The sequence below is a fragment of the Hydrogenophaga sp. genome (assembly GCF_025699295.1).
Taxonomy (GTDB): domain Bacteria; phylum Pseudomonadota; class Gammaproteobacteria; order Burkholderiales; family Burkholderiaceae_C; genus Hydrogenophaga.
This window is the reverse complement of sequence record NZ_JAILWB010000020.1, coordinates 1-23,419: the sequence shown is the minus strand read 5'-3', so window position 1 is coordinate 23,419 and position 23,419 is coordinate 1. Positions and strand designations below refer to the sequence as shown.

At 61.1% G+C, this 23,419-nt stretch carries 20 protein-coding genes and 2 tRNA genes; 12 read left to right on the top strand and 10 right to left on the bottom strand.

Going from position 1 to position 23,419, the window contains the following annotated elements:
- Positions 1–7 precede the first annotated feature (7 nt).
- On the bottom strand, positions 8–685 hold the full coding sequence (locus tag K5880_RS19030) for a hypothetical protein (RefSeq protein WP_297656047.1): 678 nt from the start codon (positions 683–685) through the stop codon (positions 8–10).
- A gap of 65 nt (positions 686–750) precedes the next feature.
- Between K5880_RS19030 and K5880_RS19025 the strand changes: the two genes are divergently transcribed.
- The 9 genes from K5880_RS19025 to K5880_RS18985 all read left to right on the top strand — a co-directional run bounded on the left by K5880_RS19025 (position 751) and on the right by K5880_RS18985 (position 7,050).
- Positions 751–1,455: a glutathione binding-like protein gene (locus K5880_RS19025; protein WP_297656044.1), complete on the top strand. Its 705-nt coding sequence runs from the start codon at positions 751–753 to the stop codon at positions 1,453–1,455.
- Positions 1,456–1,501: 46 nt separating this feature from the next.
- Positions 1,502–1,578 (top strand) — tRNA-Pro (locus K5880_RS19020).
- Positions 1,579–1,637: 59 nt separating this feature from the next.
- A tRNA-Arg gene (locus K5880_RS19015) sits at positions 1,638–1,714 on the top strand.
- Positions 1,715–1,813: 99 nt separating this feature from the next.
- Positions 1,814–2,293 (top strand): flavodoxin domain-containing protein, encoded by a 480-nt coding sequence (locus K5880_RS19010; RefSeq protein ID WP_297656041.1) that lies wholly within the window; start codon positions 1,814–1,816, stop codon positions 2,291–2,293.
- 125 nt (positions 2,294–2,418) lie between these two features.
- Positions 2,419–3,606 carry an ABC transporter substrate-binding protein gene (locus K5880_RS19005; protein WP_297656038.1) on the top strand — a complete coding sequence of 396 codons (1,188 nt, stop codon included), beginning with the start codon at positions 2,419–2,421 and terminating at the stop codon, positions 3,604–3,606.
- Positions 3,607–3,723: 117 nt separating this feature from the next.
- Positions 3,724–4,587, top strand: coding sequence for a branched-chain amino acid ABC transporter permease (locus tag K5880_RS19000; protein WP_297656034.1), 864 nt, complete (start codon positions 3,724–3,726; stop codon positions 4,585–4,587).
- The gene (locus tag K5880_RS18995; RefSeq protein ID WP_297656031.1) at positions 4,584–5,576 is read left to right on the top strand and encodes a branched-chain amino acid ABC transporter permease; all 993 of its coding nucleotides are present in this window, start codon (positions 4,584–4,586) and stop codon (positions 5,574–5,576) included. Before K5880_RS19000 ends, K5880_RS18995 begins: the two co-directional genes overlap by 4 nt.
- The gene (locus K5880_RS18990) at positions 5,573–6,337 is read left to right on the top strand and encodes an ABC transporter ATP-binding protein (RefSeq protein ID WP_297656028.1); all 765 of its coding nucleotides are present in this window, start codon (positions 5,573–5,575) and stop codon (positions 6,335–6,337) included. The genes K5880_RS18995 and K5880_RS18990 overlap by 4 nt, the downstream gene beginning before the upstream one ends.
- Positions 6,334–7,050: an ABC transporter ATP-binding protein gene (locus K5880_RS18985; RefSeq protein WP_297656026.1), complete on the top strand. Its 717-nt coding sequence runs from the start codon at positions 6,334–6,336 to the stop codon at positions 7,048–7,050. Before K5880_RS18990 ends, K5880_RS18985 begins: the two co-directional genes overlap by 4 nt.
- A gap of 6 nt (positions 7,051–7,056) precedes the next feature.
- On the opposite strand, the gene K5880_RS18980 is transcribed toward K5880_RS18985, so the two are convergent.
- Positions 7,057–7,839 (bottom strand): IclR family transcriptional regulator C-terminal domain-containing protein, encoded by a 783-nt coding sequence (locus K5880_RS18980; RefSeq protein WP_297656024.1) that lies wholly within the window; start codon positions 7,837–7,839, stop codon positions 7,057–7,059.
- 123 nt (positions 7,840–7,962) lie between these two features.
- Between K5880_RS18980 and pobA the strand changes: the two genes are divergently transcribed.
- Positions 7,963–9,153: a 4-hydroxybenzoate 3-monooxygenase gene (gene pobA / locus K5880_RS18975; RefSeq protein ID WP_297656021.1), complete on the top strand. Its 1,191-nt coding sequence runs from the start codon at positions 7,963–7,965 to the stop codon at positions 9,151–9,153.
- A 104-nt stretch (positions 9,154–9,257) separates the two neighbouring features.
- The gene (locus tag K5880_RS18970) at positions 9,258–10,169 is read left to right on the top strand and encodes a CoA transferase (protein WP_297656018.1); all 912 of its coding nucleotides are present in this window, start codon (positions 9,258–9,260) and stop codon (positions 10,167–10,169) included.
- Between the two features lie 81 nt (positions 10,170–10,250).
- Here K5880_RS18970 and K5880_RS18965 read toward each other — a convergent pair whose 3' ends face one another.
- The 8 genes from K5880_RS18965 to K5880_RS18930 form a co-directional block, all read right to left on the bottom strand.
- Entirely contained in the window at positions 10,251–11,417 is a 1,167-nt protein-coding gene (locus K5880_RS18965) for a rhamnan synthesis F family protein (RefSeq protein ID WP_297656015.1), read from the bottom strand.
- A gap of 15 nt (positions 11,418–11,432) precedes the next feature.
- The gene (locus tag K5880_RS18960) at positions 11,433–12,914 is read right to left on the bottom strand and encodes an oligosaccharide flippase family protein (protein ID WP_297656012.1); all 1,482 of its coding nucleotides are present in this window, start codon (positions 12,912–12,914) and stop codon (positions 11,433–11,435) included.
- Complete coding sequence (locus K5880_RS18955) at positions 12,911–14,422, bottom strand: O-antigen ligase family protein (protein WP_297656010.1); 1,512 nt, start codon at positions 14,420–14,422, stop codon at positions 12,911–12,913. The genes K5880_RS18960 and K5880_RS18955 overlap by 4 nt, the downstream gene beginning before the upstream one ends.
- Positions 14,423–14,452: 30 nt before the next feature.
- Complete coding sequence (locus K5880_RS18950; RefSeq protein ID WP_297656007.1) at positions 14,453–15,301, bottom strand: CpsD/CapB family tyrosine-protein kinase; 849 nt, start codon at positions 15,299–15,301, stop codon at positions 14,453–14,455.
- 13 nt (positions 15,302–15,314) lie between these two features.
- Positions 15,315–16,922 carry a hypothetical protein gene (locus K5880_RS18945; RefSeq protein WP_297656004.1) on the bottom strand — a complete coding sequence of 536 codons (1,608 nt, stop codon included), beginning with the start codon at positions 16,920–16,922 and terminating at the stop codon, positions 15,315–15,317.
- Between the two features lie 13 nt (positions 16,923–16,935).
- A complete protein-coding gene (locus K5880_RS18940; protein ID WP_297656001.1) occupies positions 16,936–18,072 on the bottom strand; it encodes a hypothetical protein in 1,137 nt (378 codons plus the stop codon).
- A gap of 11 nt (positions 18,073–18,083) precedes the next feature.
- Positions 18,084–18,644, bottom strand: coding sequence for a polysaccharide biosynthesis/export family protein (locus tag K5880_RS18935; protein WP_297655998.1), 561 nt, complete (start codon positions 18,642–18,644; stop codon positions 18,084–18,086).
- 819 nt (positions 18,645–19,463) lie between these two features.
- A complete protein-coding gene (locus K5880_RS18930; RefSeq protein ID WP_297656221.1) occupies positions 19,464–21,899 on the bottom strand; it encodes an AMP-binding protein in 2,436 nt (811 codons plus the stop codon).
- A 382-nt stretch (positions 21,900–22,281) separates the two neighbouring features.
- Here K5880_RS18930 and K5880_RS18925 point away from each other — a divergent pair.
- Positions 22,282–23,419 (top strand): IS3 family transposase gene (locus K5880_RS18925; protein WP_297655995.1). Its coding sequence is split into 2 segments (ribosomal slippage), with 1,139 coding nucleotides annotated over them: positions 22,282–22,531 and positions 22,531–23,419; the frame shifts between segments, so codons are not numbered across the junction. This gene is flagged as partial in the annotation.

Sequence of the window (23,419 nt, the reverse complement as noted above, 5' to 3'; positions counted from 1 at the left end):
CCAGAGGTCAGCGCGGGGCCAGCATCTTGCGGGCCTGCTCGCTGAAGTGATGGAACAGATCGAGCGCATGCAGCGCGGTGGCCGTGTCGCGCGGGGCGTCGATCTGCAGCCGCATGTAGGCCTTGCCGCGCATGACCATCAACATCAGCGGGGTCTCCGCCGCCACCGCGTTGGCGGGCCAGTCCATCAGGCGCTGCAGGCCGTCGCTGTCGATCCACTGCCGAGCAATGTCCGGCGTGTCGGTAAGCACGGCATAGCGCGCCCAGAAGCGCCGGTCTGGCCCCGTCCAGCCGGCGTCGCGGTACATCGCCAGCCAGCGCACCTCGTCAGGCAGAGCATGCGCCGTGGTCTGCAGGGTGTCGGTGTACCGCGAATAGAGCTCGCTCGCCCACTGCTCCAGATGGAGCTTGAGAGCGCGGTTCATCAGCACCACGCCGCCCGTTCCCTGCAGGCCCAGATCGGCGCGCGCCATCAGTTCCATGCCCTTGATGAAGGGTCGGGACGAGGCTGTGCATTCAATGCGCACCGGCTGCCCCGACCAGTTGCCCGAAAAGACATAGGCCCCATGTACCTGGGGCGTGAACACAAGGCCACGTGCCTGTGCCCATCGCGTCAGGGGCTCACGCTGCGCGGACGACCAATGCAGGCGGAGCCAGGCTTTTTTCAGGCGCTCGAACATGGGCATGCATTTTCCCGTAGAGTGAATCGCCCCACGCGTACCCAGCACACTCAGAGAAGGAAGGCAGACCCATGATCGACGCTTATTCGTGGCCCACACCCAACGGCCACAAAGTCCACATCATGCTGGAGGAGTGCGGGTTGCGGCTCGGTCGCGACTGGCAGGTGCATCCGATCAACATCGGCAAAGGTGATCAGTTCGGCCCGGCCTTCCTCAAGATCAGCCCGAACAACAAGATCCCGGCGCTGGTGGACCCGCATGGGCCCGATGGCAAGCCCATCCACCTTTTCGAGTCGGGCGCGATCCTGCTGTACCTTGCGGCCAAGACGGGCAAGTTCCTGCCGAAGACCGACCGCGCGAAATTCAAGGTGCTGGAATGGCTGATGTTCCAGATGGGTGGTGTGGGACCAATGCTCGGCCAGGCACACCACTTCCGGCTGTATGCGCCCGAGAAGATCGAATATGCGATCAACCGCTATTCCAATGAAGCCAGGCGCCTCTATGGCGTGATGGACAGGCAACTGGCCGAGCAGAAGTTCATCGCGGGCAACCAGTACAGCATTGCGGACATCGCCATCTTCCCCTGGCTGCGCAGCTGGCAGAACCAGGGCATCGACTGGGCGGACCACCCACGCCTGAAGATCTGGTTCGACACCATCGCTGCGCGCCCGGCCGTGCAGCGCGGCGTGGCCGTGCTCGCGGACGCGCGCAAACCACTGACCGATGACAAGGCACGCGAGGCCCTGTTTGGCAAGACGCAGTATCAAAAGCGCTGAGGCGCCCGGAACCATCTCTTCCAGCGGGTACAATTCGCCGCTTAGTCGGAGCGTAGCGCAGCCTGGTAGCGCATCTGCTTTGGGAGCAGAGGGTCGCGAGTTCGAATCCCGCCGCTCCGACCATTCGTTGAAAACAAGAAGGCCCACAGTGTGGGCCTTTTTTGTATCGTCAATCACCCTGTCTGCCCGTAGCTCAACCGGATAGAGCAGCTGCCTTCTAAGCAGCAGGTCGGGGGTTCGAGTCCCTCCGGGCAGGCCACCCACCGTCCCCCCTTTGCGAGCGACTGCGGCGGCGAAGGCATCGGGTTTACCCGGTGCATGGCATCAAGTTCATGAAGTATATTGCAGCTTCCGATCCATGAACACGCCCACTTCACTCATCATCCTCGTCGGCAGCGTGACGCAGACGGCCATGCACATGGCGCACGCCATCGAACTGAGCTGCACCGATCTGGTAGACGGCATCCAGGTTCGCCCGATGGACGGGCTGGACATCCGGATGTTCGAAGGGGATGCACTATATCTCATATGCTCGTCCACCCACGGTTCAGGCGACGTGCCGGAGAACGCCCGTGCTCTCTACGAGTCGCTGGGCAACGAGCCCCGGTTCCTGGGGCACGTGCACTATGGCGTGATGGCATTGGGCGACAGTTCCTACGGCGAGACTTTCTGCAACGGTGGGCTGCGCTTCGATGAACGCCTCGCCGACCTGGGTGCCGTCCGCATCGGCGATGTGTTCCGCCACGATGCATGTGCGGGCACCGAAGCCGACGTGGAAGGCGCCGTCTGGTGCCGCAAATGGCTGAGCACAGCCCTGGCGCCGCGCGCCACCGCCTGACGCGGACGCTTTAAATTCATGCATAAATGTTTTAGACCTCAAGTACGGGTAATTCTGGATCGCCAAGCCCCTGCCCCGCGTCTACAGTGAACCGCATTCCGGCAACCCACCCACAGGAGACCTCCATGACATCCCGCCGACTCGTCCTGACCCGCAGCGCCGCCGTGATCGGCGCCGCCTCCACGGGCCTGCTGTTGCCCCAGATCGTTCGCGCCCAGTCGGACAAGGTGCGCGTGGGCTTCATGCTGCCGTACACCGGCACCTTCGCCCAGCTCGGCGTGGCGATCGAGAACGGCTTCCGCATGGCGCTCAACGAGCAGGGTGGCAAGCTCGGCGGCCGCGAGATCGAGTTCTTCAAGGTGGACGACGAGTCGAACCCAGCCAAGGGCATCGAAAACGCCACGCGGCTGGTCCAGCGCGACAACGTCGACGTGCTCGTGGGCACGGTGCACTCTGGCGTGCAGATGGGCATCCACAAAGTCGCGCGCGACACCGGCGTGCTCAACCTCATTCCCAACGCAGGCGTGCACATCGCCACGCGCGCGCAGTGCGCACCCAACGTATTCCGCACTTCCTTCACCAATTCGCAGCCCACGCTGGCGCTGGGCAAGGCCATGGTCGACCGTGGCCACAAGAAGGCCGTGTGGATCACCTGGAACTACGCCGCAGGTGAAGAGGCCTACGAGGGCTTCGAGAAAAGCTACACCGCCGCGGGCGGCACCATCGTCAAGAAGCTCGGCCTGCCCTTCCCCAACGTCGAGTTCCAGGCGCTGCTGACGGAGATCGCGTCCCTCAACCCGGACGCGGTGGCCTGCTTCTTCGCTGGCGGTGGTGCCGCGAAATTCCTGCGCGACTTTGCCGCGGCCGGCCTGAACAAGAACATCCAACTCTATGGCTCCGGCTTTCTCACCGAAGGTGTGCTCGATGCCGCGGGCGACGCCGCCAACGGCGTGCTCACCACCATGCACTACAGCGATTCGCTGGACACGCCGCGCAACAAGCAGTTCCGCCTGGATTACGCCAAGACCTTCCGTGCCCAGCCAGACGTGTACGCCGTACAGGGCTACGACACCGGCCTGTTGCTGATCAAGGGCGCCAACGCCGTCAAGGGCGACATCAGCAACAAAAAGGCGCTGTATGCCGCCATGGAAGGCGCCGTGATCGACAGCCCGCGCGGCAAATGGACCATGAGCAAGGCACACAACCCGATCCAGGACATGTACCTGCGCAAGGTCGAGAACAAGGAAAACAAGGTGATCGGGATTGCCGCCAAGGCAGTGGCCGATCCCGCCACCGGCTGCCGCATGGCCTGAGTGCCCGGCGCCTCCCGGCCCCACACGCCCCGCGCGTTCACCGCGACAGACCGGCGCCGATCAGGCGCTGGTCTGCTTTTTGCTCGCCCATCCGCTCTTCCCCCTACCTGACGCGCCATGGATTTCGCCAACTTCCTGATCCAGTTGCTCAACAGCCTGCAATATGGCCTGTTGCTGTTCATGCTGGCCGCCGGGCTGACGCTGATATTCGGCATCATGGGCGTGGTCAACCTCGCGCATGGCAGTTTCTACATGCTGGGCGCCTACATGGCCTGGTTCCTGGTGTCGCAGTTCGACAGCCTGGTGCTGGCCATCATGCTGGGCACGGTGCTCGCGGTGGCGCTGGGCTGGCTGCTGGAGTGGTTGCTGTTCCGTCACTTCTACCACCGCGACCACCTCGACCAGGTGTTGCTGACCTTCGGCCTGATCTACATCTTCGAAGAAGTGCGCTCCATTCTCTGGGGCGACGACGTGCACGCGGTGCAGGTGCCCGAGATGCTGAACTGGTCGATCCCCCTGACGGAGAACCTCTCTTACCCGATCTACCGGCTGGTGATGTCCGGGGTGTGCATCGCGCTCGCCCTGGGCCTCTACCTGCTGATATCGAAGACGCGCCTGGGCATGAAGATCCGTGCCGGCGCCTTCAACCGCGAGATGACCGAGTCGCTCGGTATCAACATCCGCCTCATCCATGGCGTGGTGTTCGCACTAGGCGTGGCGCTGGCCGCCATCGCCGGCATGATCGCCGCGCCGATCTCCAGCGTGTACCCCGGCATGGGCAGCTCGGTGCTGATCATGTGCTTCGTGGTCGTGGTCATCGGCGGCATCGGCTCGGTGCGCGGTGCCCTGGTGGCTGCCTTGCTCGTCGGCCTGGTCGACACGTTCGGCAAGGTGCTGGTGCCGCAGATCGCGGGCATGGCGGTCTACATGCTTATGGCAGCCGTGTTGCTCTACAAGCCTGAAGGGCTGTTCAAACAATGAGTTCACCCAAAGCCCAACTGGAAAAACTGCCACGCAGCATGCAGGTCATCCTGCTGCTGGGCGCCATCGCGCTGGCGGCCTTTCCGCTCGTGCCGATCGCCGGCGCCGACTTTTACCTGCAGATGGTCTCGCAGATGATGATCCTGGCGATTTTCGCCATGAGCCTGGACCTGCTGCAAGGCGTCACAGGGCTGGTCTCGCTCGGCCACGCCGCGTACTTCGGTCTGGCGGGCTACGCACTTGCCTTCATCACGCCCGCGGACATGCCCATCAGCCTGTGGTGGGCCCTGCCCGTCTCGGCCCTGGGCGCGGGCCTGGCGGCCTTGGTCATCGGCTTCTTCGTGGTGCGCACCCACGGCATCTACTTCATCATGGTCACCATGGCCTTTGCGCAGATGGTGTTCTTCCTGTTCTTCGACAACAAGGCGCTGGGCGGATCGGACGGGCTGTATGTCAACTTCCGACCCGATGCATCCGTGTTCGGCTGGACCGGCATCGATCTCGAGAACAAGACCACGTTCTATTACTTCACCCTGCTGCTGCTGGTGCTGGTGTATGCATTTCTGCGCCGCCTGCTGTTCTCGCCCTTCGGTCGCGTGCTCGCGGGCATTCGCGTGAACGAGCACCGCATGCGTGCGGTGGGCTACGGCACCTTCGGCTACAAGCTCGCGGCCTTCACGCTGGCGGGCACCCTGGCCGGTGTGGCGGGCTTCCTGTGGGCCGCGCAGACCGGCTATGTGAACCCCGAGCTCATGGGCTTTCACATGAGCGCGCACGCGATCATGATGGTCATCCTGGGCGGCATGGGCAACTTCGCCGGCGCCATCGTCGGGGCCTTCGCGTTCGAATACGTGATGCACTTCTGCAAGGACCTCACCAAACACTGGCAACTGCTCATGGGGGGGTTCATCGTGCTGGTGGTGGTGCTCGCACCCCGTGGCCTGCTGGGCCTGGTGGGGCAGCTGACGAAGAAGCGGGAGGCGCCATGAGCGAGCCGTTGCTGTCGGCGAAGAACCTCACCAAACGCTTTGGTGGTCTGGCGGCCGTCAACGACGTGTCGTTGGACCTGCACCGCGACCGCATCCACGCGGTCATCGGCCCCAACGGCGCGGGCAAGTCCACGCTGACCAACCTGCTCTCGGGCGACCTGCCACCCACGGCGGGCCGCATCACCCTCAATGGAACCGAGACCGCCGGCAAGAGCCCGGAACGCATCTCGCGCCTGGGCCTGGGCCGCAGCTACCAGAAGACCAACATCTTTCTGCCTTTCACTGTGTGGGACAACGTGCGCCTGGCCGCGCAGTCGCGCGAGCGGCATGCGCCGTGGAACCCGTTGCGCTGGCTCTCGACAGCCAGCGCACTCACTGCCGTCAACCTGCGCTGCGAACGCGCCATGGAACTGGCAGGCCTGACGGCGCGCGCGCATACCGTGGCCGGAGCGACCAGCCATGGCGAACAGCGCCAGCTCGAAATCGCCATGACACTGGCCACCGAGCCCACCGTGTTGCTGCTCGACGAGCCGCTGGCCGGCATGGGTCAGGCCGAGGCCGAGAGCATGGTGGCCTTGCTGCAGCGGCTCAAGCAAGACCACGCCATGATGCTCGTTGAGCATGACATGGACGCGGTGTTCAGCCTGGCCGACCGGCTTACGGTGATGGTCAACGGCCAGGTCATTGCCAGCGGCACACCCGCCGAAGTGCGCGCGGACGCGGCCGTGCAGGCGGCGTATCTTGGCGAGGAGCACACGTGAAAACGACGTCCTTGATCGAAGCAAGCGCGCTGCACACCCACTACGGTGCCAGCCACATCCTGCGAGGCATCGACTTCACCGTCGGCAAGGGTCAGACCATCGGTCTCATGGGCCGCAACGGCATGGGCAAGAGCACGCTGCTCAAGTCCCTCATGGGCATTGTCAAACCCAGCGGCGGCAAGGTGCGCGTGAAGGGCCACGACATGACGGGTGCCCCCACCTTCGAGATCGCCCGCCAGGGGCTGGCCTACGTGCCCGAAGGGCGCGGCATCTTCGGCAACCTGAGTGTGCGAGAGAACCTGCAGATGTCCGCGCGCGCCGGCACGCAAGGTCAGCGCGACTGGACCTACGAGCGCGTGCTCGACACCTTCCCACGGCTGGCCGAACGCCTGAACCATGGCGGCCAGCAACTCAGTGGCGGCGAGCAGCAGATGCTCACCATCGGCCGCGCGCTCATGACCAACCCCGACCTGCTGATCCTCGACGAGGCCACCGAAGGCCTGGCACCCCTGATCGCGCGCGAGATCTGGCGCATCTGCGGCCTGATCCGCGAATCCGGCATCAGCAGCATCATCGTCGACAAGAACTGGAAACACGTCACCCAGATCACCGACCGCAATGTGATTCTGGTCAAGGGCGAGGTGGTATTCGAAGGCAGCTCGGCACAGTTGCACGCGCAGCCCGAGCTGCTGGAACAGTACCTCGGAGTCTGAAGCGGCCTAAAGCAGCGGCCGCAGTTCGCGCGCCGCGTCCAGCAGCAGCGGCAGCAGGTCCTTCTGGAAATCCGGCGCATCGAAACGGTCGGGTGCGGCCACCACGTTGAGGGCCGCCACGGTGCGGCCCTGCATGTTGCGCAGTGGCACTGCCAGCGCGAACACCCCCAACTCATGCTCTTCGCGCGCGATCGCCATGTCCTCGCTGCGCACGTTCGCGATCAGTGCCCTGAACGCCTTGTGGTCCACCGTGGTGCGCGGCGTCAGCCGGGGTAGTTCCCGCCCCTTGAGCCATGCACTGAACACTGCGCGCGGCAAAGCCGCGAGCAACACCCGGCCGGTTGAGGTGGCGTGCGCGGGCAGGCGAGCACCCAGGTGCAGCCCGTAGGCCATGAGACGCTGACCACCCAGGGAGACGTTTCGCGCAACGATCACCACCTGATCGCCATCGAGCACCGCAGCAGAAAACGACTCCCGGGTCAGTGCTGCGAGGCGATTGAGTGTGGGCTGCAACAGGCGCGGCAGACGGGCCGTGGCCAGGTAGCTGCCCGAGAACCGCAACACCTTTGGCGAGAGCCAGTAGTGACTGCCATCGGACTCCAGGTAGCCCAGATGAGCCAGGGTCAACAGATGTCGCCGGGCCGCAGCGCGCGTGAGGCCCGCCCGCTCGGCCGCCTGCGTGGCGTTGAGTCGCTGGCGCTCGGTGTCGAAACTCTCCAGCACGGCCATTCCCTTGGCCATGCCCTCGATGAAATCTGCCCTGGCGATGGCGAGTGTGGTCGTGGCCATGCGCCGATTATGCGCGATGATCGCACAACGCATCCGATGATCGCGCAAGCGACGGTAGCGGCAGTTGCGAGGGGCGGAGCCGGTTCCTATGCTCGGAGATCGCCAGAACCCAGGAGACACCCCATGCGAACCCAGGTCGCCATCATCGGCGCCGGCCCTTCCGGCCTGCTGCTTGGTCAATTGCTGCACAAGGCCGGCATTGACAACATCATCGTCGAACGCCAGAGCGGCGAGTACGTTCTGGGCCGCATCCGCGCGGGCATCCTGGAACAGGTCACTACCGACCTGCTGCGCGAGGTCGGCGTGGGTCAGAGACTCGACGCAGAAGGCACCGTTCACCACAGCATCGAGCTGGTGTTTTCCGGCACGCGCCATGCGATCGATGTGCATGGCCTCACCGGTGGCAAGGTGGTCACCGCCTATGGCCAGACCGAGATGACGCGCGACCTGATGGAAGCGCGCAGTGAGGTCAGCCTGCCCACGGTGTACGAAGCCAGGGACGTGGAAGTGCTCGACTACGACGGCGAACACCCCCGGGTGCGCTACCAGAAAGACGGCCAGACGCACGAGATCGAGTGCGACTTCATCGCCGGTTGCGACGGCTTTCACGGCGTGTGCCGCGCCAGCGTCCCCAAGGGCGCCATCACCGAGTTCGAGAAGGTCTATCCCTTCGGCTGGCTGGGCGTGCTGGCCGACGTGCCACCGGTCTCGCCCCACGCCATCGTCTACGCCAACAGCGAACGCGGCTTTGCCCTGTGCTCCATGCGCAGCCTCACGCGCAGCCGCTACTACGTGCAATGCCCGCTGGACGACAAGGTCGAGGACTGGAGCGATCAGCGCTTCTGGGACGAACTGCGCCTGCGCCTGGATCCGGAAATGGCCTCGCGTGTGGTCACCGGGTCCAGCATCGAGAAAAGCATTGCGCCCCTGCGCAGCTTCGTGGCCGAGCCGATGCGCTTCGGCCGCATGTTCCTCGCCGGTGACGCCGCGCACATCGTGCCCCCCACGGGTGCCAAGGGCCTGAACCTGGCCGCGAGCGACGTCAAGTACCTCTCGGGCGCGTTCATCGAGTACTACAAGGAGAAGTCGCCCGCCGGCATCGACAGCTATTCCGAGCGCTGCCTGCGCCGCGTCTGGAAGGCCGAGCGATTCTCCTGGTGGCTCACTTCGCTGATGCACCGCTTCCCCGACACCGCCGGCTTCGGCCAGAAGATCCAGGAAGCCGAGCTCGACTACCTGGTGAACTCCGAGTCGCTGTCGCGCTCGCTGGCCGAAAACTACGTGGGACTGCCGCTCAATTTCGGCGAACGCTGAATCCCTCCATGGGCAACGCAATGGGCGACACTGTCGCCCGTTGGCGTTGCCGCGGCGCGTCTTGCGGGTACATTGCGGCGACATTCACAAGCGCCGCACACGACATGACACCAGCCCCCCGCCCTGCCCCCGCCCTCAAGCCCCTGCGCGGGGTGCGCGTGCTCAGCCTCGCACTCAATCTGCCGGGGCCCGCCGCCTTCATGCGCCTCAAAGCCATGGGGGCCACCTGCATCAAGGCCGAACCTCCGGGACCCAGAGGCTCGCCTGCCGGCACATCGGGCGACCCCATGGGCCAGTACAACGCCACCGCGTACGCCACGCTGCACCAGGGCATCAAGGTGATCACGCTCGATCTGAAGTCCGACAAGGGCCAGACCGCGCTGCACAAGGCACTCGATCGCACCGACGTGCTGCTGACCTCGTTCCGCCCGTCCGCGCTGGCAAAGCTGCAGTTGGGCTGGAAGGCACTGCACAAGCGCCACCCGGCCCTGTCGGTGGTGGCGATCGTGGGCGCGCCCGGCCAACGCGCCGAGGAACCCGGGCACGACCTGACCTACCTCGCGGACGCGGGGCTGGTCACGGGCCTCGACCTGCCCGCGACACTGTTCGCCGACATGGGTGGCGCCCTCATGGCGAGTGAAGCGGTGCTCAAGGCGGTGCTGGCACAGAAGGCCGCAGGTAAGGGCTCGTTTCAGGAAGTGGCACTGTCGGACGCAGCCGCCTGGCTCGCCCTGCCGCGCGGCTGGGGCCTGACCCAGTCCGGCGGTGCCGTGGGTGGTGCGCACGCTGGTTACCGCGTCTACCCCTGCAAGGACGGTCGCGTGGCGGTGGCGGCACTGGAGCCGCACTTCGCGGCGGCGCTGTGCGCGGCAGCCGGGGTACCGGTGACCGGGCCGCGCACTCTGTTCGAGCCTCAAACGCACGCCGCGATCGCGGCCTTCCTGAGCGGGCAGACACGTCGGGAGCTCGACCGGCTCGCCTCGGACAGGGACATTCCCTTGCACACGCTGGTGTGAAACGGCTGCGTGGGGAAAAGTGGCATCGCACATCTGAGCAGGAGGGAGCATCCAGGCCCAGAGCTCGCAATCTGGTGCCTTTCAGTGCGGTGTCGTCGCGTCAGCCAGACCTCGCTGCCGGAGCAACTGAAGCGCTTCCTCGTAGAACACGTGTTCACCCTGCTCTGACAGCACTCTCAGCGTGATGCCTGCGCTTTCCGGGTCCAACCACAGAGGCGACTTCTTCACAAATCCATGCTTCTTTTCCCGCAAGGCAAAGTCCAACAATGCGTAAGCTGGCCCTGTACAAGCCGTCGCTTGAAGAATGAAGTCCTTCAGGCGACGTCTCTCGTCGGGCGCACCAACAGTCTGCACCAATACAAGCGCCTTTTTCGCACGCAAGGCAGGGTTCTCGGGAATGATGAGATTTCCAGCAACTTCCCTCAACCGCGCATCGTCCAGCTGGTCCAGATCGATGTCGAAGCGAGACAGGTCCAGCGTACAACCGTGGCTGTGTCCACTATGAACCACCCACTGCCCGAGCCCCACCTCACCACGGTGAACCGTATCGATCTTGTCATTGCTGAGCTTGAACCGCTCCCAAAACTTCAGAAACCTCACGTCGCGCAGCACGGCTGGACCAAAGGACAGTGCAAAGGAGCAATAGTGAAAGCTCGGATGGTGGGTGTCGTATTGCCAGGATCCCGGCACACCGTCACCTCTGCTTACCTCTTCGGGGTCGACGAAGTAGTTGGACGCAGCTCCCACTACATCTTTCCCCTGAGATTCAGCAGCCGGCAGCCAGTCTTGCATCGTCGCCAAGGGAAACCAAACTGAGTCGTTCATCAGCGACAAGCGATCCAGCGAATCCAGGCGGTCGCGCAGAAACAGGATGCCGTCGCGATAACCACCGAAGTCGTAACCGTAGTTGGGACGCTCAATCAGATGGTTCGCGTAGACCAGCAAGCGCCTGCGATCCTCCGGACTCAGCGACACATTGGAAACCACTACCGGCGCGTAACCGTGCTCGAGAAAATGCTCCAGCGCCCGGAAGTGGGATTCGGACAGGCCATCCTTCGGAAAAATCAGGTAGACAACCACTCGCGTCGTATCACCCGTTTTACCTCGGTGTATCCGCTTCCCCCGCGCCACGACGAGGTCGTACCACAGCGTTCCGAACAACACATTCATCAACACTGCAGGTGCTCGGACCATCCGACCTGTCTGCCATGCCAGATAGGACCGAAGTTTGATCACCCAGCGTTGCATCGTCCCAGCACCATGTCAAATGTCACGCTGCCGCAGCAACGGATAGACCAGTTTAAAAAAGAACGGAGCAAAAGCCAGGGTCGTCAGTGCGCCCAACACGAGCAACTGAGTGGCGGGGTGCAGCCCTGCTACCGGTCCGAAGCGTTGGACCAGCGAGACCCCCGCAGCCGAACAGACCGCAAGCATGATCAACATGGTCGTCTCCGGGCGCAGGCTCCTCAACCCGAGACGCCATCCCAGGTAACGACTCATTGCAAAGGTGGCCAGTTCGCTGACCAGCACGGCGCCTGTCGCCATGGCCAGGGTGCCGTCCGTGCTGGACAGCACCACCAGCAACAGCGCGAACGATCCAACTTTCACCGCACTGACCAAGGCGATCCATTTCGAATGCCCCGCAGCGAGAAATGCGGCACCGTACATCCCGCCAATGCTGCTGAACCAGATGCCGATCGAGAGGATCGGAAGAAACACGGCCGCCTGTGCATACCGTTCGTCATAGGCCAACTCGAAGAAGCTTCCGGCGCCCACAATCAGGAGCGTGACGAAGTAGGTGGACATGATGAGCATCGGCATCTTTGCTTTGTAGTAGGCCTGCTCAAGAGCCATTCCGCTTTCAAGCATTCGTGCATACCAGGGAAACATGATGGCGATCTGGAGCCGACCAATGAGCGCCGTCACGACCATGGCCAAGCTCATGGCAATCGAGTACACACCCACCTCAGCCAACGGGTACATTGCTGCAAACGCCAGCCGGTCAATCTGCATCGCCATGAAGGACAGCAATGTGGCGAGAAAAATCCATTTTCCGAAAGAGATGATCGCCCGCATGGCATCGCTTTCCAGCATGAAGCGCGGGCGTGGGCCGGGCAGCACCCAATATGTCAGCGCCATATACAGCATGGAGGACAGCACGCCAGCCAACGCGATTCCATAGACCGAGCGCGTAAACCAGACCAGCACCAACGTGATCCCGGCATTGCAGATCTGCACGATGACCTCGATGTGTGTCAACCGAGCCACTTGCATGTGACGCGCTGCCGACAACGCACCTGGAGACCGCAGTCCATCAATGGCAGCCGTCAGTGCCACCAACGGTACTAGCCATCGCAACTCCAGCGCAGACGGATCGTTTGCCCCATAAAACGTGGCCAGGGGCCAGGCCAATACCGCGGCGACAAATGTCAGACCTATTCCTCGAATGACCTGCATGGTCCACGCGGTATTCAGGAAGGCAGGATCATCGCCTCGTGGACTCTGGACGACGTTTTGCTGCAGCCCGATGTCGGAGAACATGCTCAAGCCGATCATGACGGCTGTGACGATCGCCATCAGGGCAAACGCCTCCTCGAACAACAGCGCGGCGAGCGCAATGTTCAAACCGAGACGCAAAACCTGGGAGGCGCCGAACGCCCCCACGATCCAGATCGATCCAGATCGCGCTTTGGCGTTCAAGGTGGTCTTTTCCTGCTCAGCCTCCGCGAGGGCTGTAGCGGTCATGATGCGCTCACCTTGAGCTTGCTTCCCCCGGTTTTCATGACGCTCGCGTAGGCGACACAAAGACCAATGAAGGCCCAATACACAAAGGGTATGGCAAATATGCTGCTGAGGGTATAGATGATCAGCATGATCGCGGCCAGCGTGGCGCCAAGGGCGCGTCCCAGCATAAAGGCATCTGGATCAACCCTACGAGCCAAACGTCTGCCCCGCAACAATTGGGCAAACGCACTTACAAATGCGCCTACAAACAGAAACAAGCCGATTACGCCAAAACTCAGGGCTACACCGACATAGCTGTTGACGATATCGATGATCCCTTCACCTTGGATCATGACTTGCAATTCCGGGGCTTGCAGATAATCCGTGGAGCCGAACCACAGATTGCGCCCGATAACAGGCAAGGCATTCGTCAGAAGATCGGCCCGGTACTCCACATTGAATTGTTCCTGACTGCCAATCACGGGGAGCAGATCAATCAGTTTCTGCCCATAGGGCAGTTGCCCAACAATTAGCACGGCAAACAAGCTGACGTACGTCAGCTTCATCAGGCTTCCCACCGGCCGGGGGCCCAACATCACGTACACGAGCATGAGAAATGCCGCGGCCAGCCACGGCCCACGCGACAGCGACGCGAGGATACCCGCCCCGAGCAAGAACAGTCCAAGCCATCGATGCAGTGGTCGGTGCAACGACTCTTTGAGATACAGAAAGAATCCGAGCGCAACCAGCACGGCGTACCCCAGGATGATTGACTGGCCGGCCGTTCCGGCAGGGCGCAAAAGCCCAGACCGAAACAAGTAAAGCCCAAACAAATTTCCCTCCAGACCCAGCGCATCCTTGACCGCCAGGTACAGCTGCCAACCACGTACTGCTTCAAAAACTGCCACAAGAGACAACACCATGGCACCCAAAACGTACCCCGTCATCGCATGACGCAACCCATTCATGTCGCGGATGCTTCGACTGGCCACGTAGTAGAGCAAAAAAACGTCGATCCAGAGTGAAAACACCGCGCGCAAGCCACTCGTGAAGCTGGTATCACGAAATGACAGAAGCGACACCAGGAAAAGATACCCCAGGACCATCCAATCCACCCTCGTGCTACCCAGGCGCAAGGTGGTGTTCAGCCGGGCCAGCGACAGTGCTGTCGGCAAGAGCAAGGTCAACGCCAGCAGGCGATAGTGATTCAACACCCAGAAATGGTCGATGATGCCAAAGCCGGGAATCGTCACTGAAATGGGCGGCGCCACAAACAGCATGACAAAATACAAACCCATAACATGGGCTTCCTGGCGACGATTGATCATCAGCATTGCTGCAAGCAGCAACAAGCAAAGCCAGATGTTGTGCGAAAGGAATAGCACAAGCGTCGCCAGCAGCCAGAGATTGCGCCACCGCCTATATGTGGCCTCTGGCACCAACTGCTGAACCACGGCACGTCGCGCAATGGTGAAGACGCCAATACTGAAAACGAGCACCACCACCAGTGCACGGATATGCTCAGGCATGATTGCTGCGCACGCGTCAGGCCCGCGACATCAGTAGTAGTCCTGTTGAGCTGGTGCCACGTCCTTGTTCAGCACGACTCCAATCAGATTCGCCTTGCCCACCCTGTTCATGGCCTCTTCCACCTCGGCCTTGCTGGATACGCCATTGCCCACGACCATCAGGACACAGTCGATGTGCGGCAGAACGGCCATGACGTCGTCCGCCACCAGAACGGGGGGAAGGTCAAACAACACAATACGGTCGTCGTAGCGCTGGCGCAATTCGCCGATCAGATTGGACACCTTGGGCGAAGACAAGAGCTCGGCAGCACGAGACATGCCACGATTGGTCGGCAGCACCACAAGGTGCTCAATGCCCGGGTTGACCATCGCCATGCCCACATCAACATCGCCGGTCAGCACTTCATTCAACGACACAGGCTGAACAAGCCTGAGCACGCCGGCGACGGAGGGACGACGCAGATCAAAATCAACAAGCAGTGCGGTGCGTTGGGACTGCTGAGCAATGCTCATCGCGAGGTTGATCGACACCAGCGTCTTGCCGGACTCCAGGCTGGGAGACGTGATGGCGATGGTGCGCCACCCATTTTCGTCCATTTTCTGCAGTACCTGGGTGCGCAAAACATCGAATGCCCAACTGGCCAGATGCGTCTTTTGGTGGGCAATCACTCGGTTGCGCTCCAGGTGCGCCGGATCGAGATCCACCACAGTCGTATGACTGTACTGCGCAGACGCGGAAACTGGTCGATCGGGGGCGACTGCAGCCAGAGCGACCGGCGGAGGCGCCCATCGGGCGTTCTGCGAAGGTGGCGCCAAAGCTCCGGCTTCCCGGCCCCCCCCCGTTTTGGCCTTTTCAATCGCAAGCTTGATGCGTTCCATGTAGCAGCTACTTTCAACCCGAGTGCGAAACTAATGAGACAAGCAGTGTGTGTAGCGGCGTGACCAGAACATGCACAGCGGCGAGAACCAATACACCCACCAACGTCACGGCTGCAATGAAGGCGCGCTTGCGCGGTGTCCATGCCTGGGCTACCTCGCTGCGGGTCTCAATGTATGGAATCACCACCATCGGCCGTTGGCCCGTGAGGGCCGTCACCGCATTGATGCCACGCACACGGGCGAACAGAAACTCCAACAGCGCCATCACGCCGGCACCAGCGGCCAAAGCTGCAATGAAGCCTTGTGCAACAATCTTCTTGCGAATTGGCTTGACTGGATACTCCGGCATCAAGGCCGGTTCAAGCAGGGAGAATCGCTCCCCCTGCTGCCCGTCCTCCAGGTTTTCTACCACTTGCGCGGACAGTTGCTTGGAACGCAAGTCTTGGTACTGAATCCGTGCAGCATCGTGGTCGCGCTCTAGCACGGCCAGATCGCGCTCAACTTGCGGAGCTCGGCTCACTTGGGTGCGTAGCTGACCGATGGTGCCTCGCAGGTTGCGCTGCTGATCGGCGAGCAGGTCGACGCGCGCACGAGCGGTGGCAACCCTGGCCTCCAGGCGGGAGATCACCAACTGCATCTGTGCCACTGCCGCCTCACGCGCCGGAGTGCTGGCACCGGCATCCGAACGCGTGGCCCGCTGCAGCATCTCGATCTGGCGCCGTTGTGCTCGCACGTCCGGATGGTCGTCGGTATAGAGACCACGCAAGCGTGCTAGTTCCGAATGCGCACGGTCCAGTTCCTGCTCGGCGGCCGTCGCGCCCGGTGAGGCGACTGTTCCGGGCAACATGACGCCGGAGCGCGCACCGGCCAACTCCACTTCGACGGCCCGCAGCTCGTCGAGAGCCACGCGGTGCTCGCGCTCAACAGCCCTCAAATCACTTTCCAGAGTCTGGATGTTCGCCAGAGCCACGGCCTGATCGGCCGCGCCGCCCCCATGAGTTCGCTTGTAGGCGGCGATACGGCGTTCGAGGTCTTCCAAATTCGCCCGGACCCGCTCGGCCTCCTGCGTGAGGAACTCGTTCGTTTGAGATGCCCGCTTGACGCGATCCTGGGTACTTGCCTCCAGGAACAATTGCACGAGCGCATTTGTGATCTCTAGCGCCTTTTCTGGCTTGCCGTGCTGGAACGAAACGTCGAAAACAAAGTTGCTTCCGGTGCGTTCCCACGGCGGCTGGTTGACGGCCGTGCGCACCTTAACGGCGATGCTGCTGCGCATGGCGTTCACAATATCCGTGTCCTTTATGGCAGTACCATCTTTCGACTCGAACACTTGATGGTCGGCCGCGATGCGCAACAAGTTCTCACGCGTCATGATGCGCTGGCTGATGGCCTGTATGCGCTGCTCTGCGTTGCCCGACGGGATGGTTGATCGGACGATCTCACCGGACACCTGTGGCGCTTCCGTCAACAGCGTCCCGGTGGATTCATATATCCTGGGGAGTAGAAGCGCCACCACCACAGAACCCGCGAGGACCACGCCAAAAACAAGTATGCCGGCCACCGCCCAGCGCCGCGCGATGGCCAGGTAGTCCTGGAAACTCAATTGGTATTCGGTCGACATCGTGATGAAAAAACTAGAAATCCGGGTGCGTGTACACCAACCCCAGCGTCACGGTGTGACCCCGGGCAAAGGGGGCGTCGGCCGTTCGGGCACGCCGATGCTCCAAGCCCGCCGTGACCGCCCAGAACGGCGACAATTCTGAACGGATCTGTGCATACAACAGGAAGCCTTCGCTCCGTTCACCACTCAACGCGCGAGCGCGGCTTCCCCCCGCCGTGAATGATGTTTGCGCGGTGAGTGAATAGCCAAGCGACAGACCGACCGTGCTGGCTCGCGTATAGCCTCGCGAGGTCCCGTCCGCACTGACATCCACTGACCATTCCAAAGAGTACGTCAGCCGCTCGCCTTCTCCTGCCAGCCTGACCCCTCCAATCGAATGTGTTTCCTTGTCGAACGATCCGGCGCGCACGACCCCGACGTTCGCGACAAGGGTCTGTCTTTCACTCAAATTCGATTCAAAACCGAAAATGAGTCCGGTGCGTGACACGCGATTGCGTGCTACTCCTCCACTACGATCGCTTTCCTGCTGCTGGCGCGCTGTGCTTACGGTCAGTGAATACCGGTTGTTTTCGTCAATCTGCCTGCGGTAGCTCGCGCTGCCCCCGGTCTCTTGGTAGTCGCGCGCCGCAGATGTGTCGTAATTCACTCTGGAGTGAAACGCTGCAAGTTCCACACCGGTGTTCGATGTCAGCTCCGTTGCCCAGGTTGCCCCGATCGAACCAGTACGCTGTGTACTGTCAGTCGCGACACGTCCGAACTCAGCAAACTCGGTTTCGCGGGTTGACGCCTCCGCCAACGAAGCGCGCAATCCGATAAGGCTGGTGGGCCTGCGACTTTCCCACAGCACACCCAGACTGGGAAGACTGCGGTGTGCGCTCAGCGCCGTATTGCTGGAGCGCTCGATCAGACCGCCCAGCGACAACTCCGTGCGCGTTGCCTCGTCTGCGAACTGCAGTGTGTACTGTGGGTGAAGACGATAAAGTGTCGCGCTGCCACGCCGCGAGTCATCTCCCAATCCATCCGGAACCAGATTGGGATTGCTGACGTGCACGACCTCCATGGGCACCGTCAAAGTGTTCTGTGCCCACACGGGCAGCGAAGCACAACCAAGGCAGATCGGCAGCAGATGGGAAACGATACGAAAACTCATGGTGACCAGTCCTATGGAACAAGGATGGTGTCACCCGGCATCAGAACCACATTGGTTTCGAGTTGGGAACCTTTGACGAGATCGTTGTAGCGCACCGGCAGGACTTGAGGCCCTTGCGCAGTGTTGCGCAACACCCGGATCGCATTTCCATCCGCGAAGCGATCCAGGCCTCCCACTTGGCTGAGCATCTGCAGCACAGTGGTGTCAGGCGATGTGATGACCACCGCCCCCGGATTGACGACTTTGCCGATCACAAATACACGATTTCCCTCAGCCGCGGTGATGGCCACGGTGACCACAGCCTCCGGAATAAACTTTTTAAGCCTCTCTGCTATTCGTGTTTCCGCCTCAGCGGTGCTCAACCCCAACACTTCTATGCGGCCGGCCAGCGGGAACGTGATACTACCGTCTGGCAGCACCCGGACTTCCATGCGCAGAGCTTCGTCCCGCCACACCGACACCATCAAGGCGTCACCATGCCTCAACTTGTAGGGGCCATTCGATTGCGCCAAGGCGCTTGCGCCAACCAGGACAAGCATGATCGACATGAGGAAGCGAGCAAGAAGTTGCATGATCTGTCTCCGGGTAAGCCAGTAGATAAAGAGAAGACAAAGAGGAAAACGTCATGGGAGTTGCTGCGTGGACGCAAGCCTGCAGGCAATCTTGCAGCCGGGGCAAGCCTGCAGCGAGGCAGCTTCGACGTCGATGCTCGCCCAGTTTCATATGCTTACTTCCAACTTGGCATCTTACGTCATCACTGGTGTCCGGCCCTTCCTGAAACAGAGCGCATTCACTGGGTGCTGTGCAGGGCGACGGAGATTCCGTGACATATTCTCCATTGCATGTGGCCGGGTCAACCCGTTCGTACGCACTGGACCGCTAACGCGCCGGTGGTTTTCACAACGGCGGCTGGCGATGAACCGCCCCGAACTTGGAGAAGGCTTCTCTCGCTCCAAGGATGGAGTCATGGCCTGAAGTCAAGCAAGCTCGCGAGCGCGCCATTCACAAGAGCGCTTCGAGCACCCTCGTAGTGGAGTGCCATTGATGCCACCGCACCCGAGATTGGCCACACGCATGCCACCCACAGCCCTCAATGGATGGGTCAAACGCGATGAAATCGGGCTGGCACCGGCGAAAGGACTGGCCTCACGACGACCGACCTGCAGCGGCTGCAGGAATTCGAACGTGGGAGCAAGGGACTGCACAAAGACAACGAGCAGGCTTGGGAGCAGTTCTACGTCAGGGCAACGCCATTGCTCGCCTTGCGGTAGAGCGCTCGATGAGGCGCTGGGCTCTCAAGGGGTGCACAGGGACAAGGCGGTTTGCACCACCTTCAGCGGTGCCTAAGCGCCAGGCTTGCTGCACCGACGAGTTGCAACTGAAAAATGGCGCTACTTCTGGCCCCACCACGCATGCCTTCTGCCAAAGGCCAACGCTTGGCTTTCACCCCAGTGATAGGTCCGCGCGAAAACTATGCCCACCACCATAGCGGCGATCAGGGCGACCCACGGCATCGGCGCATGGAATAGCCGGGTTACGAGCGCCTTGACATGATAGTGACTGAGATACATGAACATCGACGCCCCGGCGATCTCGCCAACAACCCTTTTCACCGGCGTCGGAACAGAGATCTCTGACCAGAACAGCAATAGCGCGCACCCGCCACATATATAGTAGGTGGCGGATGTAAATCCGTGGTGCACAAACACCGCGATTGCCACAATCGCCATCGCCATCAAGCGACTCGGCAAATCACGTGTGGCTGCGCTGGCGATAAGCATTCCACATGCCACCGTCCACAAGTACCAAGTCGGCGTGCGATGGAATATATAGTTCGTATCCCATACCAGCTCGACCAAATAACTTAGCACGATTGAAAAGACTATGAATACCGCCCCGCTGATCAATGGACTGTCTCGGAATGCGTCCCTCATTGCACGGAAAGAGAACAATCCTGCCACCAAAAGCAGCAATTGCATGTAGATTTCAGCAAAATAGAAGTATACAACTTCGTATTCGCGTGGATCGAACAGATTCGAAATAAGCAGCAACGGCTTTAATTCAAATTTATGAGCCCATAGCTGCACTGCTGAAATAACCAACATCGTCGGGATGGCAATTTTTGAAATGGTTCCGAAGATCGTCCCCACTTTGCCGGTACGACTGATCTCTGGCCACTGGAAGCGCATGAGACTGTAGCCGGCCAGCATGAACAAAAAGTACGCGGCGCCCCAGTTGTTGCTATACACGAATGTATCGAGATGCAGAGCTACGATACAGACCATAAAAAAGGCCCGCGTCAGGGTTGCAGACTCCAGGCGAGGGAAGGATTTCGCACGGGCAACTGCGACATGGCTCTGCAATTGTGCGACGGTCAATGACTCCCATCTGCTCGGCAACGCCCCAAAACGGCTCTCGAATTCCATCGAGAACTGAATATAGCCAAGCGAGTCGCCTCCCAAGGCTTCAAAGCTGGCATCTGCATCGATCTTGCGCCCGGGAAAGAAGTCCTGGAAGAACTCCATCACGTTCCCAGTTCTCGGTTCAGCTGACTTGCCTATGCCCTCGGTAGCAACACGAACAGCTTTCTCAGCAAGAACGAATTCCTCCGTCAAGAGCCGGCGCAGTGGCTTACCAGTCGCCGTTTGCGGAATCGCCGACACGACCTTGATGTGCAAGGCGTCCCCCACGTCGAGACCAAGCAGCTTCAGCGCTTCAGCGGAAGCCTGCCTGAGTCGAGCTTCATCCATGGCCTCCGCCACCACCAAAATGCCTTCGCCGCGAAGAGCGTCAGGCACCTTGGTCACGACCACTCCCCCGCTTTGATGCAGAAGCTTGCTGATCTGCGCCTGCAACGTGTCTGGATTGATCTTCACGCCACCGGTGTTGATTAGATCGTCGGCCCTGCCATCAAAATATAGATAGCCATCCTTCAGATGGCCCAAGTCGTTGGTGAGCAACCAGCCATCAGGTCCCGGCAAACCCTGCAGATGGCCGCCCTCAAGACGATGCTGGGCAACGTGCGGGCCTCTGATCCGGATGCACCCATCTGGCGAGATTCCCACCTCGGTTTTGCCTACGGCTTGACCCACTGACTCCAGCAGTTCGTCCGGGGCGCTGGAAATCTGCAGGAATGTGCTGCGGGAGGCTTCTGTCAGGCCGTAATGCTGCACGATTCGCGCATTGGGAAACAGGTCGCGGATCGCTCGTTTCTCGGCGGCCGTCATGTACTGCGAGCCGATTTCCATCCAGATCAACTTCCCCCCTGTCTCTCTGATTGCTTCCGGCCTCTGCAACAAGATTCGCAGGAGTGTAGGCACCGCAGAAAGCGAGTTGACGTCGCCAGCTCCGAGCATTCGTGAGAACTCAAGTGGGTCAAAGCCACGTGGGGGCAAGTACGAGCGCCCACCCACCGCACTAATTGCTCGAATGCGTGCCATTCCGAAGCTGTGCGTAACCGGGACGCCGATGTATTCGCGCACATCCGATGTCAGAGCCATCTCGGCGATGATGCGTTCTGCGGCATCGGAAAGATTCGTGTGACTGAGGATAATTCCCTTCGGCTTACCTTCTGTCCCTGAAGTAAACGACACCTGTGCAGGGAGATCATCGCGAATCAGCGCGTGATGGTCATTGAACCAGCCACCGCCCTCGTCAGGCACGATGCAAGTATCAATAGTTATGCCGAGCGGCTCTTTGGCGGCCTCCTCGTCAGAAAAACTGACCAAGAGTCGTCGTTCCTCATTGAGCGAAAAAAAATGTTCGACGTAGGAAAGAGAATTTCGCCGAATCAGCCCTGTTGCACACAACTTTAAATCTCGCATCATCAGCACCTGAACTAAGGTTTATATTCCTGCAGCGTCGAACGGGCCAAAAACAGCATAGCACCGCGGTGAGAGTCGCTCGACCCCAGCTGCCTCGCATCGGTGGATCTCTGAAAGAGAGTTTCCAGTCTGCGACCAGTCTCCCATGGGGTTGCTGCTGCCGATTGTGTGGACGACCTGAGCTGCTAGGGCTCTCACGTACTTTACGGGAGTGGAGTACGAGAGCGTGGGCGCGATGAATACTGTTAGAAGCGAGGCGCGGCCTTTTTTCACGATGTCGAGCAGATATCGTGGGCTTAATGACTGACCCTGTACCCGGATTTCGAACCGTTCGGTTACAGAGAGAGCCGGCATGATGAAGGCCCCAAGTGGGCAGGAGCATGTCGTGAAGAAGAGCGAGTTCACCGAGGAGCAAATCGCATTTGCCCTCAAGCAAGCCGAGCTGGGTACGCGTGTTGAAGAGGTCTGTCGCAAGATGGGTATCAGCGATGCGACCTTTTACGTATGGAAGAAGCGCTACGGCGGTGTCGGCCCGTCCGAGCTGCGTCGATTGCGCCAGCTCGAAGAAGAGAATCGCAAGCTCAAGCAGATCGTCGCCGACCTGAGCCTGGACAAGGCAATGTTGCAGGCGGTGGTCGCAAAAAAGCTTTGAGGCCCTCCCAGCGCCGGGAGTTGGTACCTGAGTTGATGCAACGCGTTGGCTGCAGCCAACGCAATGCTTTGCGCGTGGTGAAGATGTCAGCCTCGACCTACCTTTACGTCTCGCAATGCAAGGACGAGGGATTGCTCAAGGCGCGCATCAAGGAAATCACCGACACGCGAGTGCACTACGGCTATCGTCGGGTGCATGTGATGCTGCGCAGGGAGGGCCACATGGACAATGTCAAACGGGTATATCGCCTCTACCGTGAGGAAGGACTGTCGCTGCGCCTGAAGCGCCCTCGGCGCAACAAGGCCGCCAAGCTCAGGCAACCGAAGCAGCTTGCCCACGCGATCAACGAGATCTGGAGCATGGATTTCGTGGCCGATGCACTCTTCGACGGTCGAAAGCTGCGCATGCTCACGGTGGTCGATTTGTTCACGCGAGAGAGGCTGGCCATCGACGTTGGTCAAAGCCTCAAAGGCGAGGACGTCGTTCGTGTGCTCACGGCGATCACACAAGAGCGAGGGCTGCCGCGCACGATCAAGTCTGATAATGGCAGCGAGTTCATCTCCAAGGTGATGGACAAGTGGGCGTACGAGCGCGGGGTGGAGCTTGACTTCAGCCGCCCGGGCAAACCGACCGACAACGCCAATGTGGAGAGCTTCAACGGACGGCTGCGTCAGGAGTGCCTCAATGCCACCTGGTTCATGTCCCTCGACGACGCTCGGGGCAAGATCGAGGCATGGCGGCAGTACTACAACGAGAGTCGTCCCCACTCCGCGCTAGACTGGGCGACACCCGCCGAATTCGCCCGTCGTTGCAGGCCCATGCCGGCAACCACCCTAACAGAGGAGCCCGAAAACCCGACGACAGCGCGGGA